This is a genomic window from Brucella pseudogrignonensis (assembly GCF_002252525.1).
GTDB lineage: Bacteria > Pseudomonadota > Alphaproteobacteria > Rhizobiales > Rhizobiaceae > Brucella > Brucella pseudogrignonensis.
On sequence record NZ_NNRM01000035.1, the window covers coordinates 1 to 15,716 of the forward strand.

Sequence of the window (15,716 nt, forward strand, 5' to 3'; positions counted from 1 at the left end):
TACGCCGCGCAAATGTTTGGGGTACAAAACGCCCGCAGAAGTCTTTCGGCAGAAAATCTTCGCAAACAGACATCGTTTTGCGTAAACTCAAACGGCAAAAGTCGCGCTTCAGCCTGACCTCACAGGTGAACGTACCGCGAAATGGTATTTCGGCAGCCGCGTGTATATTCCGGAAGGCGGCCGTCCGAATGATACACATTTTGTGAAGCTACAGCATCCCTATGCGGGATTGACTGGACGCTATCGAAGCTACTCTCCATGGTGCCCTAATTTTCGCATTATAATGCGAGAAAACAGGCTTTGGCTCATATCACCGGGGGAGTTGAAGGACCCGACACCGATATCGAGCTTGTCCCAATCAGCGAACGCATTTTCCGGATCGGTTCTGACTGTCGTCTGCCGGAACGCCTAATCATCGATCAACTTTACGATGGTCGGGCAGTTACATTATATCGCGACAGCTGCCGCTACTCGCGCATGTCGCTTGGTTAGGATAACAGGCCGGACGCGTATTCCGACACGATTAAAAAACGCTGCTTCGCGGCATAACACGGTGTCGTCGAGCAGAGTCAAACTCCGTTCTCTCTTGCCCATAAAGCCTGTCCAGGATGCCTGACGCATCATCCATTACAGCCAGCACGTTGTAAATATATGGCAGACGTAGATGACGTTAACAACAATCATGCAAAAAACGGCGAAAGATCCCAAATCTTTTGCATGGCGTGCAGCGGTCGAATAAGTAGGCGAGACAACGTCAACGATTTCCTCAATAGCTGTATTCAATGCCTCCAGCGCGATTAAAATTAGGAGTAATACAAAAAAAGCAAGATGCTTTTTAATACTCACGCTTGCCAGGAAGAACAATATCGAAACTAAGATGAAGGCCACCAATTCATGCCGCGCTGCCTCTTCTTTGAAGAGACGTCGGGCACCGCCAAGAGAATACGTCGTAGCAGCGATGAGATGAGCAACACCTTTTTTCTTAGAAGGGATATACTGCTTCATTTCGATTATTCACTCCGGCATGATGAGAGGGTATCCAAATCAGGCAGGTAGACGTCGGTTTTGACATGCATCAACCCCAGAACCGAGTGAAACAGGTTGTCGTGACTTTGTGACAATGTCGTTGCCCGTTCAATACACGCATCCTGCTTTCCAGATAGCCTGTTATCCCCCAGCCAAATCAGGTAAGGGACATGTGTTTGTTGCGAGGGAGCCATAAAATATGGTGCTCCGTGAAGATAAATGCCAAACTCGCCAAGCGATTCACCGTGATCCGACATATAAACCAATGACGTCTCAAGTGCATCTTGGTGAGGACGAAGCTTCTGTATCAGAGAGGCGAGAAAATGGTCCGTGTATGCAATTGTGTTATCGTAAGAGTTGACAATTTCTTGTTTTGTACATTTTGAAAAATCTGACGTTCTGCAGTCAGGAGTGAAACGACGAAACTCATCTGGATATCGCAAATAATATGCGGGACCATGGCTACCTAACTGATGTAGAACCAGAACCGTATCCTGTTTAACATTTTCGAGGTACTCATCAATTCTATCTAAGAAGACACCGTCACGGCACTCTCCGTTCTTGCAGTACCCCGGATATTGAGAAGGTGAGAAAGACTGACTTCCGGTTCGGTCGGCAATCCCCTTATGTCCGGTATTATTTTCCCACCAGTCCACCTGAATGCCTGCGTGAACCAGCACATCAAGAAGGTTTTCGGTTTCGAGGCCTTTCTGATGCGAATAATCTGAACGGGTGTATGGAGAGAACATACACGGAAGGGAAACTGCAGTGATCGTCCCACAACTCGAGGTTTTCGAGAAATAGAAAATGTTCTCTCGTTCTAATTCCGGATTGGTGTTTCTGGTGTAGCCGTTTAGCGAAAAAGACTCTGCTCGTGCTGTTTCGCCAGCCACAACGATTAGAATGCGTGGTTTGCGTCGTTTAGTGGTATCTCCGGCGACCTTAGCGTCCATTCCGATCGGTTTGACGACAATATTTTTGTTCTTGCTGGCCCTTAAAGCAAGTTTAACAGCGTTCCCGATCGGCATGACGGGATTAAGCTTGGCGAACCAGTCACGATGCTCACGGCCTAATGATGTGAATGTCCCAGCCTGGCTTAGAAACACCGCAACCGCCATCAACAAGGCTCCGAAAATATAGACAGAGTTTTGCCTAATCTTAGCGCCTATAGGTCGATGCACAATTTTGACCCAGGCAATTAAAAGAGCTGGGATCACGCCAAAAAGTGCAAGATGGACAATAAAACCAAAACTTATCAGATGTCCGGCTTCTGCGGGGGTGGTATCAGCCACACTTTGCAGCATTTCGACGTCGATAATTGTGCCGAAACTGTCGACAAACCAGGACGCTGATGCCGCTGTAATAATCAAGAAAATGAATACTGGCTTAACAACGTACTTAGCTGAGAACGTTGCACATAATGCAAAAATTATACAAAACAAAAATATAAATAGAGATGCTATGTTGAATGCAGAAAGCAGTTCGGAGGAGAGCCTCCAAAAAGCATTATTATTGAAAATAGTAAGATATAAAGCGACGAGAAAACTTAATGTGATACTGTTAAAACTTAACCGCCAGGTTTTTTTTGTTCTTGAGTACATAATGCGCTTTTTCTACGATTAATAAGCTTCGAAATCTCGAAAGACGCTCATGTCGCGGAGATGCTGACGAGCGCTCATCGCCCTTCAACAGGATGTTCATCAAGATGAAGTTGAGAAATCATCCAGAACTTATGGAGCGTCTGTTTATAAACAAATCGATAGGTACGAAGTATGGACCTTGGAAGGCGCTAGAGCGCCTCCAGAAAAGTGCGAAGCGGTTTTCGGAACAAGATGCGAGTAGAAACAGATGGATGGAGCATCTCCAATGACTCAACTAACACAGGAAATGCTTTAGTAAATTCTTTTAAACAATAATACTTTGCACCAGATCCAGATGAAGGAATAATCCTGGAACGTGTCGCGCAGACCGATGTCACCGCCCGGCTTATTGTGAAGAGCGCTAACCGCTTATTGCTGATAACAATAGAGCGGCGGCATTGTGCCGCCGCTCCTGTCGTAAGTCTAAGGACTGGAGGTCAACTTTTCCTTCACGACAATTTCAGATCAGAACGAACGTTGAAAACGCACCATGCCTTGCCAGGCTGACTTTCCCTTGAGGTCGGAAAGCTTGTCATTCCATTTGGTGTAAGACACTTCAGGTGTGACGGTGAATCCAGGCACCATTTCATAAGCAACATTTGCAGTGGCTGCGAATGTCTTCGCATCTTCATAGGCCAGCTGTACGTTAAAGTGAGCCTTGTCAGTAGCCTTGAACTTAGCGCCACCCCAAACTGCCCAGTCTCCGCCCCAGGTGCCGTAGAAGCTGTCTCGCAAGCGAATTCCGCGATAGAACGAACCATCAGAATTCAGCTCTGTCGCAAGATAACGGTCTTTATTTGACTTATAGCCACCCATCACCCACAACGACAACTGATCCGTGACGTTCACGTCGAGACGAACCTTTCCCGCCCATTTCTCATTCTTTGAATCATACGCCGCTACAGTCGACACTGCACCCCAACCTTGTTCATAACGAAGGCCTGCAACAACGTGGGGTGTGTATTTGTCGATCCGTCCAGCAATAGTATGGGTACGGCCGTTTAACGTATATTTGCCTGCATCTATATCACCGTTGCCGCCTTGCTCCAGAGCGACAATAGCCGAGAAGCCATTGCCACCGGTGAAGGTGTAGCTGATCGCGTTTGTGCGATATCCGCCAAACATGATAACATCGTCGTTGATTACACTTCCAGCGTAGCCGGTAAATGTTGTGAACGCTGATTCATCCAGACCAATACGCAGACCGCCGAGCTGAATGTAGCCAAACGCAACGAGCCGGACGAGCTGGAATCTGTGCCATTTTCATACTGAAAGCGAGTTTCAGCATAGGTGCGCAAGGTGCCGAGTTCGGTTTCCGAGACCGTCGAGAAACGCAAGGTGAAGCGGCTCAAAAAATTGTAAGTGTCCCGGCTGTTGTTCGTAAAGCCTGGAACATTGTGGCGCGTCCGTCCATATACATTATCGCCGCCCTTCAGGTCAGCGCGAACATAGCCGTGAATACGCAGGCAAGTTTCTGTGCCAGGGATATAGAAGTAACCAGCACCATATGCATCGCAGACCCGGACATACTGGACCGTTTCTGGCTCTGGTGAAACAATATAATCAGCAGAGTTTGCAGATGTTATGGTTACAAGTGATGCCACCGATGAGAAAAGAATAATTTTAGCGTTCAATTTGATTCTCCTTTGTTTTGAGGCAGAGCCTTGTAGTAAGATTCGCTAAACATTTTCAACCTTCTAATTATCAATAATATTGATACAAAATTGTGTGTTACTATTGCATCACTGATAATTACGCAATACTTCTTATTTACATTCAATAGAATGTACTTATATAATTATGTAATTTATATTTCGAGTTTTTACTAAAAGTATATTACTCTTTTCGAATGCACTTTAAAAATATAATCGTTTCTTCGTCTCTTTCTTTACAAAGCTCAAATGGCAGTATCAGAGCTAACAAGCCTTGATCGAGATTGCGTGGACGAACATTGGAGATTAGTTGGATGCTGGGAATTGTATCTTCCGCAGAATGTGAACGTGCGAGTTCACTCTGTTGGAGGCTCTTCAACTTATTTAGCCGTGTTGGATCGCGTTCGATCAACACCTTAAAGTCTGCCAGTCTGGCGAGAGAGTTCTCAACTCAATGACAGCAAACACGACATTAAATTTGCGCTGGCTTGATTGGGCCGCAAATTAATGTCGTCAGTACCCAATGCAACAGAATACGGATTCTAATTAAGAATTGTGCAGCAATTCTGCATAGGCTCCGTTAAGCGCCAAAAGTTCATCATGGCTGCCCTGTTCCACTATTCGCCCTGCATTCATAACCACAATTATGTCAGCGTGACGTATTGTGGACAATCGATGGGCAATCGTAATGGTTGTTCGTCCCTCCGACATGCGTGCCAAAGCGTCTGACATTGCACGTTCCGTGCGGGTATCAAGTGCACTTGTGGCCTCATCCAACAAAAGCACCGGAGGATTTCGGAGAATAGTTCTGGCTAAAACCAAGCGTTGCTTTTCACCACCCGAAAAGCGATAGCCATCTTCCCCTACGATTGTGTCGTAACCGTCGGGTAAACCGATGATATGGTCATGTATCTGGGCGGTCGTAGCCGCAGCATAAAGTTCCTCATCGGTTGCTTCAGGTTTCGCGAAACGCAGGTTTTCTGCGACTGTAGCGTGCAGAAGATAGGGCTCTTGAGAAACAACCCCCAGCATTTCTGATAGAGACTGGAAGCTGAGGTCACGCAAATCAACGCCGTCAAATCGGATGGCGCCGCTATCGACGTCATAAAGCCGCGCCAAAAGGTAGCCAAGTGTCGTCTTTCCGGAACCGGTTTGTCCCACAATCGCGACATTGCTGCCCGCTTTAATGGTAAGACTGACGTCGTGCAAAGCAGAACGGCCCTCCTCGCCATAATTAAAGCTGACATGGTCCAGTTCCACCTCTCCCTTCATCGCAGACCGAGGAATAGTTTTCGCATTTGCTCGTTCGGTGATTTCCACTGGCTTGTCTAAGTACTCAAATATTCGCGCGAATAATGCCCGTGTCTTGCGCGCATCACGGCCGATTTCGAGTAATTGTTCAAATGGCCAAAGCAATTGCTCTTGAAGAGCGATCATAGCCACAAGTGTCCCTATGGTTGCCGGGTTCTGTGTTTGCATCAACACGCCGCCTGCAAGCAAAGTAAATGCCGGTAAAACAGCAAGAGCGAAGCCGATCAGGGACCACTGCCATTCACCAGCCGTGCGCGATCTCACCTCAAGTTGCGCGAGATCACCTGAGATGCGGTTAAATCGCTGATTTAAGTGCGCGGCACGGCCCATTGTGCGAGCGAGTATGATACCGGAGGCAGAAAGTGTTTCTTGCACGGCAACCGACAAATCGGCAGCGCGGCCCTGTTGCTGAAAGGTGAGAGCCTCGCGTGCCCGGGCAACACGGCCGCTGATAATAAGTGTTCCTGGCACGATAAACAGTACGAGGAGCGCCAATCGCCAGTCGAGAATAATAATGGCGATAGACGTCATAATGACAGAACTGAGCGAGCGCCCGAGCTCATTAGCCGTATCACTGACAAGCGATTGAAGGCCGTCGACGTCATTTGCAATTCTGGACTGCACCTCCCCTACGCGGGTGCCCGTGAAAAACCGAAGTGAAAGATTCTGGAGATGGGCGTATAATCTCACCCTCAAGTCATGAAGTACAGCCTGTCCGATACGTGAACTTAGAACCACCTGCCATGCGCCGATTATGGCTGACACGAGCGCGACAAGGATCATACCTGCCACAAGCAAGCTCAACAGTTTAAGGTCATTTCGGGGCAATGCGTCATCGATAATCGCACGCAAAAGAAAAGGCCCTGCCAATCCGGTTGCCGATGCGATCAACATCAGCACAATAACAGTCGCGATCCTTTTCCGGAAAGGCCTGAAGAGTGCTAACACACGCCGCAATGAGACGTGCTGCGCGGCAAGACTATCATAATCGTCTGGGTTTTGAGGCGTTGGAGACATTGGTTCTCTCAATTCGAAGCCGTGGTTTCTCGGATCGGAATGCGGATTTCGATCCCAAAGCCAGAGTTTTTAAGGGAGAGAATACGGGCGTCCCCTCCATGCGCCTGTGCAATCGCTTTCACAATTGATAGGCCGAGACCGGATCCTCCCCTGCCCCGCCCCCTCGAATCGTCAGCGCGCCAGAAGCGTTCGAAAGCCCGTAATCGGTTTTCCTCGGAGAGGCCTGGCCCCGTGTCGCCACAGCGGAAAAAAACGTGTTCGCCTGCGACGCCGGTCTCGACGGACACGGTGCTTTGCGGTGCGTAACGGCAACAATTCTCAAGCAAGGCTATGAAAGCCTGCCGCACACGCCAACGGTCAGCAACTGTAACTGCATGGCCAAGCGCGGACACCGTTTTGATCCCAGATTTTTCGAACTGATCTTCCAGCGATGCAAGAACGCTCCCAGCCTCTGTCGCTAAGTCAAATTGGGTGCACTGCAGGTCAAGTTTGCCAGCATTGCCGAGTGCAAGTGTGCGCAATTCCTCGACAATTGCCGACAGGTCGTCGACATGCCCGATAAGGCGTGCATAGGATTCACTACTGGGTGAAAAGGCTCCATCCAGCAGACCTTGCAGGCGGCCGCGAAGTATCGTCAGCGGTGTCCGCAACTCATGCGCGATCGCTGAATTGGAATATTGCAACTCAGCCTCAGCACGCTGCAATCGCTCCGCCATTTGGTTGAAGTCATTAACCAAATCCCTTGCCTCGCCGAAGTTTTCGTGTCGTAAACTGGCGCGTGCAGAGAAGTCACCATTTGCAATCTTGCGCGCCGCATTCGCGACCGACTTCAACGGGTCGACAATCCGCTTTGCAAGAACCCACCCAAGCACTGAAGCTGTCGATATACCCACTCCTAAGAGAAGGCCCAGAGTTATGATATCGCCAGTCCGAAGTACGTCATCATTGGTGAAATCGGGGTAAAGCCATTCATAAATGAAAAAAAAGTAAGCCGTCAGCCCGAAGTAAACCACAGCGAAGGCCAACAGCGTAAGCATTATCATCGCACGCACAATCAATGAGTTTAAGTTTTTACCCATTTGTATTGTCCAAGCGGTACCCAACGCCGCGCACTCCAGTAAGCAATCCATCAGCTCCGGCGGCAGCTAACTTGCGGCGTAAATTGCTCACATGGCTATCCACAGTCCGGTCGAGCGCTTCACCTTCGGGCAGACACGCATCAACCAACTCCGAGCGCTCAAAAACCTTCCCCAGACTTGCAGCCATATGGGATAGAATACGGAACTCTGTCTTTGTTAACTCAAGCGTGAGAGGACCTGTGTCCCTTTCAACCGTGACACGATACGCCTGTAAGTCCACGGTTACCGGCCCCACGCGCAACAAACGTTCAGTCGGCGCGCCCATACTTCTCCGCAGGACGGCTTTCACACGCGCTACGACCTCAAGCGGATTAAAAGGCTTAACAACGTAGTCATCTGCTCCGATACGTAAAGCTTGCAGCTTATCCAAGTCTTCGGCCAACGCAGTCACCATAATGACTGGCGTATTGCCGCGCCTGCGGATTGCAGCCAATACCTCATAACCGTCCTTTCCCGGCAACTTAATATCGAGGACCACGAGGTCAGGGCGAAGACGAAGATGATGCCCTAACCCGACAGTTCCGTCACCTGCCGTGACAACGCGAAACCCCTCGCGAGACAGATACGTCTCGATGATTTCAGCAATTTCGGGCTCATCCTCAACAATAAGAATTAAAGCATTGTTCATGGCTATCTACCATCTCTGAAACGTTTTCGACGGGTGTTCATTTAAGGCACCGATTGAGTTCGGCGGACGGGTGTTATTTTCTTACTCTGATTAGTCGGCTGATTGTTACATATAACAAGGGTACAAAGAAAACAGCCAGGACGGTTGCGGATAACATTCCTCCAAAAACCCCTGTTCCTATTGCATTCTGAATTTCAGAACCGGCCCCGCGCGCGATCATGAGTGGCACGACCCCCAAGATAAAGGCCAGTGAAGTCATCAGAATTGGCCGGAATCTCAATCGTGATGCCTTAAGCACTGCTCTGTAGAGGCTTTGCCCCTCGTTGCGCAGATGGCGAGCATATTCAATCAACAAAATGGCGTTCTTTGCAGAAAGTCCGATTATCGTAATGACGCCAACCTTGAAAAACACATCATTTTCCATGCCCCGCGCCAGCACAGCCAGCACAGCCCCGAGCACGCCAAGCGGCACAACCAACATAACGGCCAGCGGGATCGTCCAGCTTTCGTAAAGTGCGGCCAAGACCAGAAATACCACGAGCATCGATGCGGCTAAAAGAATTGGCGTCTGGGTTGCGGATTGTCTTTCCTGTAACGATTGCCCCGTCCACGCAACCGCAAATCCTGACGGTAACTGTTTTGCCAATCGCTCCATCTCGGACATTGCCACTCCACTCGAAACGCCCGGCGCAGCGGAACCTGAAAGACGAGCAGCAGGGTAGCCGTTATAGCGCGCCAATTGAAGCGGCGTCGTTTGCCAGACAGGCTGGACAAACTCCGACAGGGGAACCATTGCGCCATCAATATTGCGCACTTCAAGGCGAAGCACATCATCAATATGCATACGATGCTGTGCATCGGCTTGCACGACTACCTGTTGAAGGCGGCCGTCTTTCGGAAAATCGTTGACATAAGTTGACCCGATTGCTGTCGAAATCATGTCGCTCACGGTTGAAAAAGAAACACCAAGAGCCAGCGCCTTCTGGCGATCAATATTCAACGCAATACTCTGCCCATCTGGAAGCCCATCCGTCATCACGCCCGTGAGCAATTTGCTCTTGGAGGCGAGCCTTATCAACTCGCTCTCGGCCGCTTTCAGTGCTGTTGGCCCGGCATTACCCCGATCCTCCAAGCGAAGGGAGAAACCAGATGTTGTTCCCAGCGATTCAATGGCCGGTGGTTTCATTATCATCGCAGTTCCCTCCGGAATATCCGCCATCGCCGCTTGCGCCGCCGCGATCTCGTCGTTTACCGTTGTCTTACGATCACTCCAATCCTTAAGACTGGTAAACGCCTGAGCAGCATTCGGACCAGAGCCGGAAAATCCGAAACCTTGAATAACGATGCTCTCCGTAATATCAGCACGCGATGCCGTGTGTTTTTCATATTTTGCAATAATCTCCAGCGTACGCTCTGCTGTGGCACCAGCCGGCAGCTCGAACATTGCCATGAAATTTCCCTGATCTTCTTCAGGCACGAACGACGTCGGCAGTTGAGAGTAACCAACGCCCAATACTCCCAAGAGCAAAATGTAAACCAACAATATCCGAACACCACGCCGTAAAATCCAGCCGATAGCGCCGGTATAGCGTTCACTTAAACGGTCAAACTTGGTATTAAACCACGAAAAGAAACGCACTTCTGCGTGGGGGCCGACAGGTTTGAGGATAGTGGCGCACAAAGCAGGCGTAAGGGTAAGTGCGAGGAAGGCTGAAAACAGGATCGACACTGCCATCGACATTGTGAATTGGCGGTAGATTGCTCCCACAGAACCATCGGACAATCCCATAGGGATAAAGACGGCGACCAAAACCAATGTGATCCCGACGATAGCGCCCGAAATTTCGCGCATTGCTTTGCGAGTGGCTTCCTTCGGCGAGAGCCCCTCCCTTGCCATGATCCGTTCTACGTTTTCAACGACGACAATCGCGTCGTCAACAATGATACCGATTGCCAAAACCATGCCAAACATGGTCAAAACATTGATCGTGTCACCGGCAACCAACATCACCGCGAATGTGCCAAGCAGCGCGATCGGCGCGACAATTGTTGGGATCAATGTGTACCGCAACTTCTGCAGAAACAGCAGTATCACGAGGAACACCAGAACCATCGCCTCTACAAGTGTTTGCACCACCTTCAAAATCGACACTTTCACGAAGGGCGCGGTATTGTAGGAAATTGAGACTGAGAGATCACTCGGCATTGTAGCCTGCAGTTCACCTAACCGCTTTTCGATCGCCGCCGCAGTGCTGACGGCATTGGCACCCGGCGACATTTGTATCGCCGCTGCAGCAGCAGGCTTGCTGTTACTGCTGACGCTGAAGGCAAAAGTCTGTGCGCCAAGTTCCACACGTGCAACATCGGACAACAGCAGCCGCGCGCCATCTGTCTGGGTTTTCAAAGGTATTGCTGCAAACGCCTCGGGTGAGTTCAACTGTCCATGCACAATCAGTGGCGTTGAAACTTTGGTCCCCGGAACGGTCGGTTCGTCCCCGACCCTGCCGGGCGAAACTTGAGCGTTTTCGCGGGCAATCGCGTTCGTCACGTCGGACATGCTAAGGTTGTAATCAGCCAGTTTCGTCGGGTTAACCCAAACACGCATTGCACGTTCGGAGCCAAATTGTTGGGTACGTCCAACGCCTGGAACGCGTTTGAGCTCCTCGGCAACGTTACGCGTCAGATAGTCACCAAGGCTCAACTCGTCTGTCTCACCGCTGCGTGACTTGAGCGCAATGACCATAAGGAAGCCCGACTCCGACGCTTCCACATTTATTCCGTTACGGCGAACGACTTCTGGAAGACGAGGCTCGGCATTTTTCAACCTGTTTTGAACGTCCACTTGAGCGAGTTCGGGGTCCGTTCCAGGTTTGAACGTCACCGTGATATTCGCAGCACCTGTCGAGTCGACTGTCGATTCATAGTATAAAACGTTTTTGACGCTTGAGAGTTCCTTTTCGATAGGAGCAACCACACTATCATTGACCGTTTGAACAGAAGCTCCAGTATATGTTGTGAAGATACCGATACTCGGCGGTGCGATAACAGGATAACGTGAAACCGGCAGTTGTGGGATCGCAACAACACCAGCCAATGCAATGAATATGGCAATCACCCAGGCAAACACCGGGCGATTGATGAAGAATTGTGGCATGGTAATCTGGCCTTTAAATCTTGTCTTTCACAGTCGTCGCATTGGCTGAGTGATCGGTGTTTACGAGCATCCCATCCTGCAAACGGTCCTGACCGCGAATTACGATGGTTTCACCCGGTTGAAGCCCTGACTTGACCACCACACGGCGACCGATGGCCTCTCCAAGCGTTATTTTGCGCCTTTTTGCGTGCCCGTCGGGATCAACGACCATGAGACTGGCGTCGTCTCCTCCTGTCCGAACGAGAGCATATTCAGGAACAAGTATTACATCGGAGAGCAATCCGCTTGGCACTTGGGCACGAACAAACATGCCAGGCAAAAGCTGCAATTCAGGATTCTCAACGAGCACTCGGATCGTTGCATTGCCCGTCACGGTGTCAACCGTAACATCTGAAAGCACCAGCTTCGCCGGATAGGAATATGGCTTGCCATCGGCACGTAGTATCTCAATCTGGCCTATTTTCTCTTCTGCCGCAAATTGCACGGCATCGAGTTTTGTCGCAGGCAGGCGTAAATCCACATAAACACGTTCCAGCTGCTGAACGACTGCGAGTTCGGTCTGCCCCGAAATTGATGCGAGAGAGCCTTCGTCCGCTACGGTTCGCCCGACGTAGCCATCAATCGGCGATCTTATGGTGGCGAAGTCAAGATCAAGCTGACGACGGTGAAGAACAGCACGTGCCTCGGCCAGATTTGCCTGCGCCGTCGTCAGATTATTGCGCGCGTCTTCATAATTTTTGAGACTTGCCGCTTTACTCGCGAGCAAAGCTTCAGCGCGCTGAAAGCCCGAGCGAGCATGCTCCAGCGCACTTTCTGCACGCGTCAATGCGGCCCGTGCAGTTTCCAGATCCGCCAAAAATAAAGCAGGTTCAATCTCGAAAAGGATCTGACCAGCGCTGACACGGGAGCCGGCCTCAACAACTTTCTTTTTAATGATCCCACTGACTTGCGGCCTGATTTCAACTTTCTTAAAAGCCGCAACTCGCCCCGGCAGTTCATCCGTAAGAAGAACGCGTTCCCGACCGACTTTAACAGTTTCAGCGTGCAGTGGGACGGCTGATGAGGCAACCTGGGCTTCCGGATCTGAACTGCTCCAATCTTGCAAAGCAAGCATGGCAGCGATGAAACATCCGCCTGCAACGATAGCGAGAATGGAGAAGCGGCGGTTTGACATAGGGTCGTCCAAATTAAATCGAATGCCACCACTTCCCATCCTTCAGTCTACGTAAGATCGAGAAAAGGTGCAGATTGTATGGAGGTTGTGATTTTCAGCCCACTTTTATCAGTGACTCAGCCTATCATTATTTCTTTTTGGATCTATGGGTTCTTAACTAGGGAAAAACCGTCACCGGTTGTGGTTCTTTAAGGGTAGTTATAAAAAGCTGCGTGGTGAAATTCTGGACGAGCTTCCTGGAAATTGTTGATCAAATATGACATTAAACATGCGAAGGCAAACAACATGCAGCACACTATGAAAAAATTGCGTATCAACATTTCTTTCTCCTGATATTCAAATTTTTGCCAACGCGCCAAAATAATTATTTCATAACGAATAATTTATCCAACAGATGATAAATACTTAACATTTCATAAAAATATCCAAATATTTGAACTATTAAGAAAAAATTATGTAATTACTTAAATAGCATTTACTTATCCAGTATTTTTCAAGCAAGAGTGGTGCTTTGAGCGTGTCAACATTCTGGGCCAGCAAGCTTACGTCTCAAAGCAATCAGATACCCCCAGCCATCTTCCAAAGCACTTTGAGCAGCGCGAAATGAAGCAGCAACCTCATTATCGGATATTGGACCCATTAGGGTCCAGAGCCTTCCGTCAATGTCTTCTGCTTTAATGAAAAAATCATCCCCCACTAGATCCAGGTATAGGGGGGAAAAAACAATTAGCGAAGCTTCAACAGTCATTTCGATTTTCCTGAAACGAAAAATTTAGCCGGCTTTGGAATACCATTCTTTACAAAGAGGGGTCGAACGTTAATCTCATCCCTAAGTCGGCTAGTAACGGGTGAGGAGAATGAGTATAATTAGTCTGTGGAGTTATCGTGCAGGTTTTCTGCAAACTTTACGAAGCAGGCAAAAAGGCGGCAGGATAATAGGTTAAACCTTCATGGTTCGGCGGGAGTGTACAAGCGCTAAAGCAGAAAACGGTGCGGTCTCGCATTCACAACCGACTGTAATTTATACCGCATCATTATACCCCTGCGGACTTGGAGGCTATCCCAGCAGATAATTTACACTTAGCGTTTTATGCTGCTTGGTTGCAGAACGTAATCGGCAGGAATTCGCTGGGCAGTAGCTTTGAACGCACGTCGGTTCGAACTAATTATCATCAAGCCCCTTTGAGATGATGCAAGCCATCCTCTCGTGCGAACGACTCGTGTTGAGAGAGCAGAGATTGTACCGTAAAAGAACCTAACAAGTGTCACTGCTAGCGGCTGTATTTAACGAACGGCTGCCGACATCGCTCTCTATTACCCGCGAGCACCCTGCAGAACAGAACGGTCGAAAAACAACGACCAACGAGACGATGGCCTTTAACAGACCTAGATCAGTTGAACTTGCTTCGCGGGTGTGGGCTCCAGACTGCTTTTCTTCCCACTTATAACGAAATAGCATGACATTGCTTTCAAATAGTCTGCCGCTGATAGCAATCTTCAAGACCATACGAATCTAGCGGATAGATAAAAAAATAGAGCCATCGGAAACCGAGGCCCTATAAATTTAGAAGGTCAAACCTTCAGAGGGGAACAACTGGACGCGGAAATGGGAGGAACGCGCGTCACAGCTGATAGACTTATGCCTAAACAATTATCATGTTGCATCTATTTTTTGCGCATCTCAGCTATGAACTACACGCAAGGCTTACTGCAATGCAGTTAAGCGCAAAAGAGGGAAATTACTCTTATTCAGGACGGAAACTTGCGTTGAGGATGACAGAAGCGACGAGGCCAATGACGAGCCCCCAGAATGCTCCGCCGATGCCGAGCAAACTGATATTCGCAGCGGATGCCAGAAAGGTAATAAGCGATGCTTCTCGCGAACGAGCATCTGCCATTGCACCAGCAAGACTTCCCCCAATGGCGCCAAGCAGAGCAAGCCCCGCAAGCACAGTATAAACACTGCTGCGAGTGTTACACCAAAAACCCCAACCAGAATATAAAAACAACCCGCAGCAATACCGGCAATCCAGCGTTTTGACGGATGTTCGTGCGCTTCCCGTCCGGTAGCAATCGCAGCAGTAATAGCTGCAATGTTGAAAGCATGCGAGCCAAAAGGTGCCATTATGAGTGAACCCAGGCCCGTTACGGTTACGATGGGGTTGGCACTTGTCTGAAATCCATCATTTCGTAGCACCAACATGCCGGGCATATATTGACCCGTTAGTGTGATCAGAAACAACGGCAATGCGATACTGAGCGTGGCGTTCAGGCTAAACTCTGGTATGGTAAAAACCGGCGCGGCCAGTTTCAATTCCAGATCAGACAGATCAACACGACCCTGCATCAGCAAAAGAAAAAGCCCAATCATCAAGATGCCAATGACTGCATATCGTGCGGAAACACGCTTTAAAACGACATAGGCAGCGATCAGCGTACCCACCAAAACGGGATCGACGCTCACACTGCTGAAAGCGCCTATTCCGAACTGTAACAATATGCCTGCAAGCAAGCCCGAAGCTATACCCGGAGGTATCAGCCGGATAACTTTTTCAAAGTATCGCGTGAGGCTGAGAACCACGAAGGCAATAGCTGAGATCATGTATGCACCAATCGCTTCCGCATAGGATGTCGTGGCGAGAGCAGTGGCGAGGAACGCTGCGGCTGGCGTGGATTATGCCGTTATGATTGGTTCAGGATAACATCAGCTCAGCAGCAAACCCGAATGCCTGACGGTGATCGAAATCGACCAGACCCAGATGCTGTCAAATCTGGCTTAAGATTGGCTACGCGGCAGCCTGAAAAAGAGAATAAGCGTGCCGCCATAATTGACGATAACTGTGATCAATTACGCAACAACAGGGTGGAATATATCATCTATCCGAGCAGCTGTAGCGGTGCGTGCGGAAGGCTTCTCCGTGAGGTCAATAGAACGGCTTGACTTTTACACGCACAGTTGCCTGATATGCCCCTCG

General features: G+C 49.4%; 9 protein-coding genes and 2 pseudogenes. 1 reads left to right on the forward strand and 10 read right to left on the reverse strand.

Features of this window, described 5'->3' with window-relative positions:
- The first annotated feature begins 300 nt into the window (after window positions 1-300).
- Window positions 301-492, forward strand: a complete 192-nt coding sequence (locus tag CEV34_RS14725) for a hypothetical protein (protein ID WP_094543848.1) — start codon at window positions 301-303, stop codon at window positions 490-492.
- 135 nt (window positions 493-627) lie between these two features.
- Here the strand turns inward: CEV34_RS14725 and CEV34_RS14730 are convergent, their stop codons facing one another.
- The 10 genes and pseudogenes from CEV34_RS14730 to CEV34_RS14775 all read right to left on the reverse strand — a co-directional run bounded on the left by CEV34_RS14730 (window position 628) and on the right by CEV34_RS14775 (window position 15,589).
- Window positions 628-1,005, reverse strand: a complete 378-nt coding sequence (locus CEV34_RS14730; protein WP_094543849.1) for a diacylglycerol kinase — start codon at window positions 1,003-1,005, stop codon at window positions 628-630.
- Between the two features lie 5 nt (window positions 1,006-1,010).
- The gene (locus tag CEV34_RS14735) at window positions 1,011-2,627 is read right to left on the reverse strand and encodes a phosphoethanolamine transferase (protein WP_094543850.1); all 1,617 of its coding nucleotides are present in this window, start codon (window positions 2,625-2,627) and stop codon (window positions 1,011-1,013) included.
- A 504-nt stretch (window positions 2,628-3,131) separates the two neighbouring features.
- Window positions 3,132-4,300: pseudogene (locus tag CEV34_RS14740) on the reverse strand (porin).
- 564 nt (window positions 4,301-4,864) lie between these two features.
- Window positions 4,865-6,646, reverse strand: a complete 1,782-nt coding sequence (locus tag CEV34_RS14745) for an ABC transporter ATP-binding protein (protein WP_094543851.1) — start codon at window positions 6,644-6,646, stop codon at window positions 4,865-4,867.
- Window positions 6,647-6,654: 8 nt separating this feature from the next.
- Entirely contained in the window at window positions 6,655-7,683 is a 1,029-nt protein-coding gene (locus CEV34_RS14750; RefSeq protein WP_235819068.1) for a sensor histidine kinase, read from the reverse strand.
- Window positions 7,684-7,717: 34 nt separating this feature from the next.
- Entirely contained in the window at window positions 7,718-8,413 is a 696-nt protein-coding gene (locus CEV34_RS14755) for a response regulator (RefSeq protein WP_007881852.1), read from the reverse strand.
- 73 nt (window positions 8,414-8,486) lie between these two features.
- Window positions 8,487-11,567: a multidrug efflux RND transporter permease subunit gene (locus CEV34_RS14760; protein ID WP_094543853.1), complete on the reverse strand. Its 3,081-nt coding sequence runs from the start codon at window positions 11,565-11,567 to the stop codon at window positions 8,487-8,489.
- A 13-nt stretch (window positions 11,568-11,580) separates the two neighbouring features.
- Entirely contained in the window at window positions 11,581-12,741 is a 1,161-nt protein-coding gene (locus CEV34_RS14765) for an efflux RND transporter periplasmic adaptor subunit (protein WP_007881847.1), read from the reverse strand.
- Window positions 12,742-13,261: 520 nt separating this feature from the next.
- Window positions 13,262-13,489 carry a hypothetical protein gene (locus CEV34_RS14770; RefSeq protein WP_007881845.1) on the reverse strand — a complete coding sequence of 76 codons (228 nt, stop codon included), beginning with the start codon at window positions 13,487-13,489 and terminating at the stop codon, window positions 13,262-13,264.
- Window positions 13,490-14,486: 997 nt separating this feature from the next.
- Window positions 14,487-15,589 (reverse strand): annotated as a pseudogene (locus CEV34_RS14775) (benzoate/H(+) symporter BenE family transporter).
- Window positions 15,590-15,716: the final 127 nt, after the last annotated feature.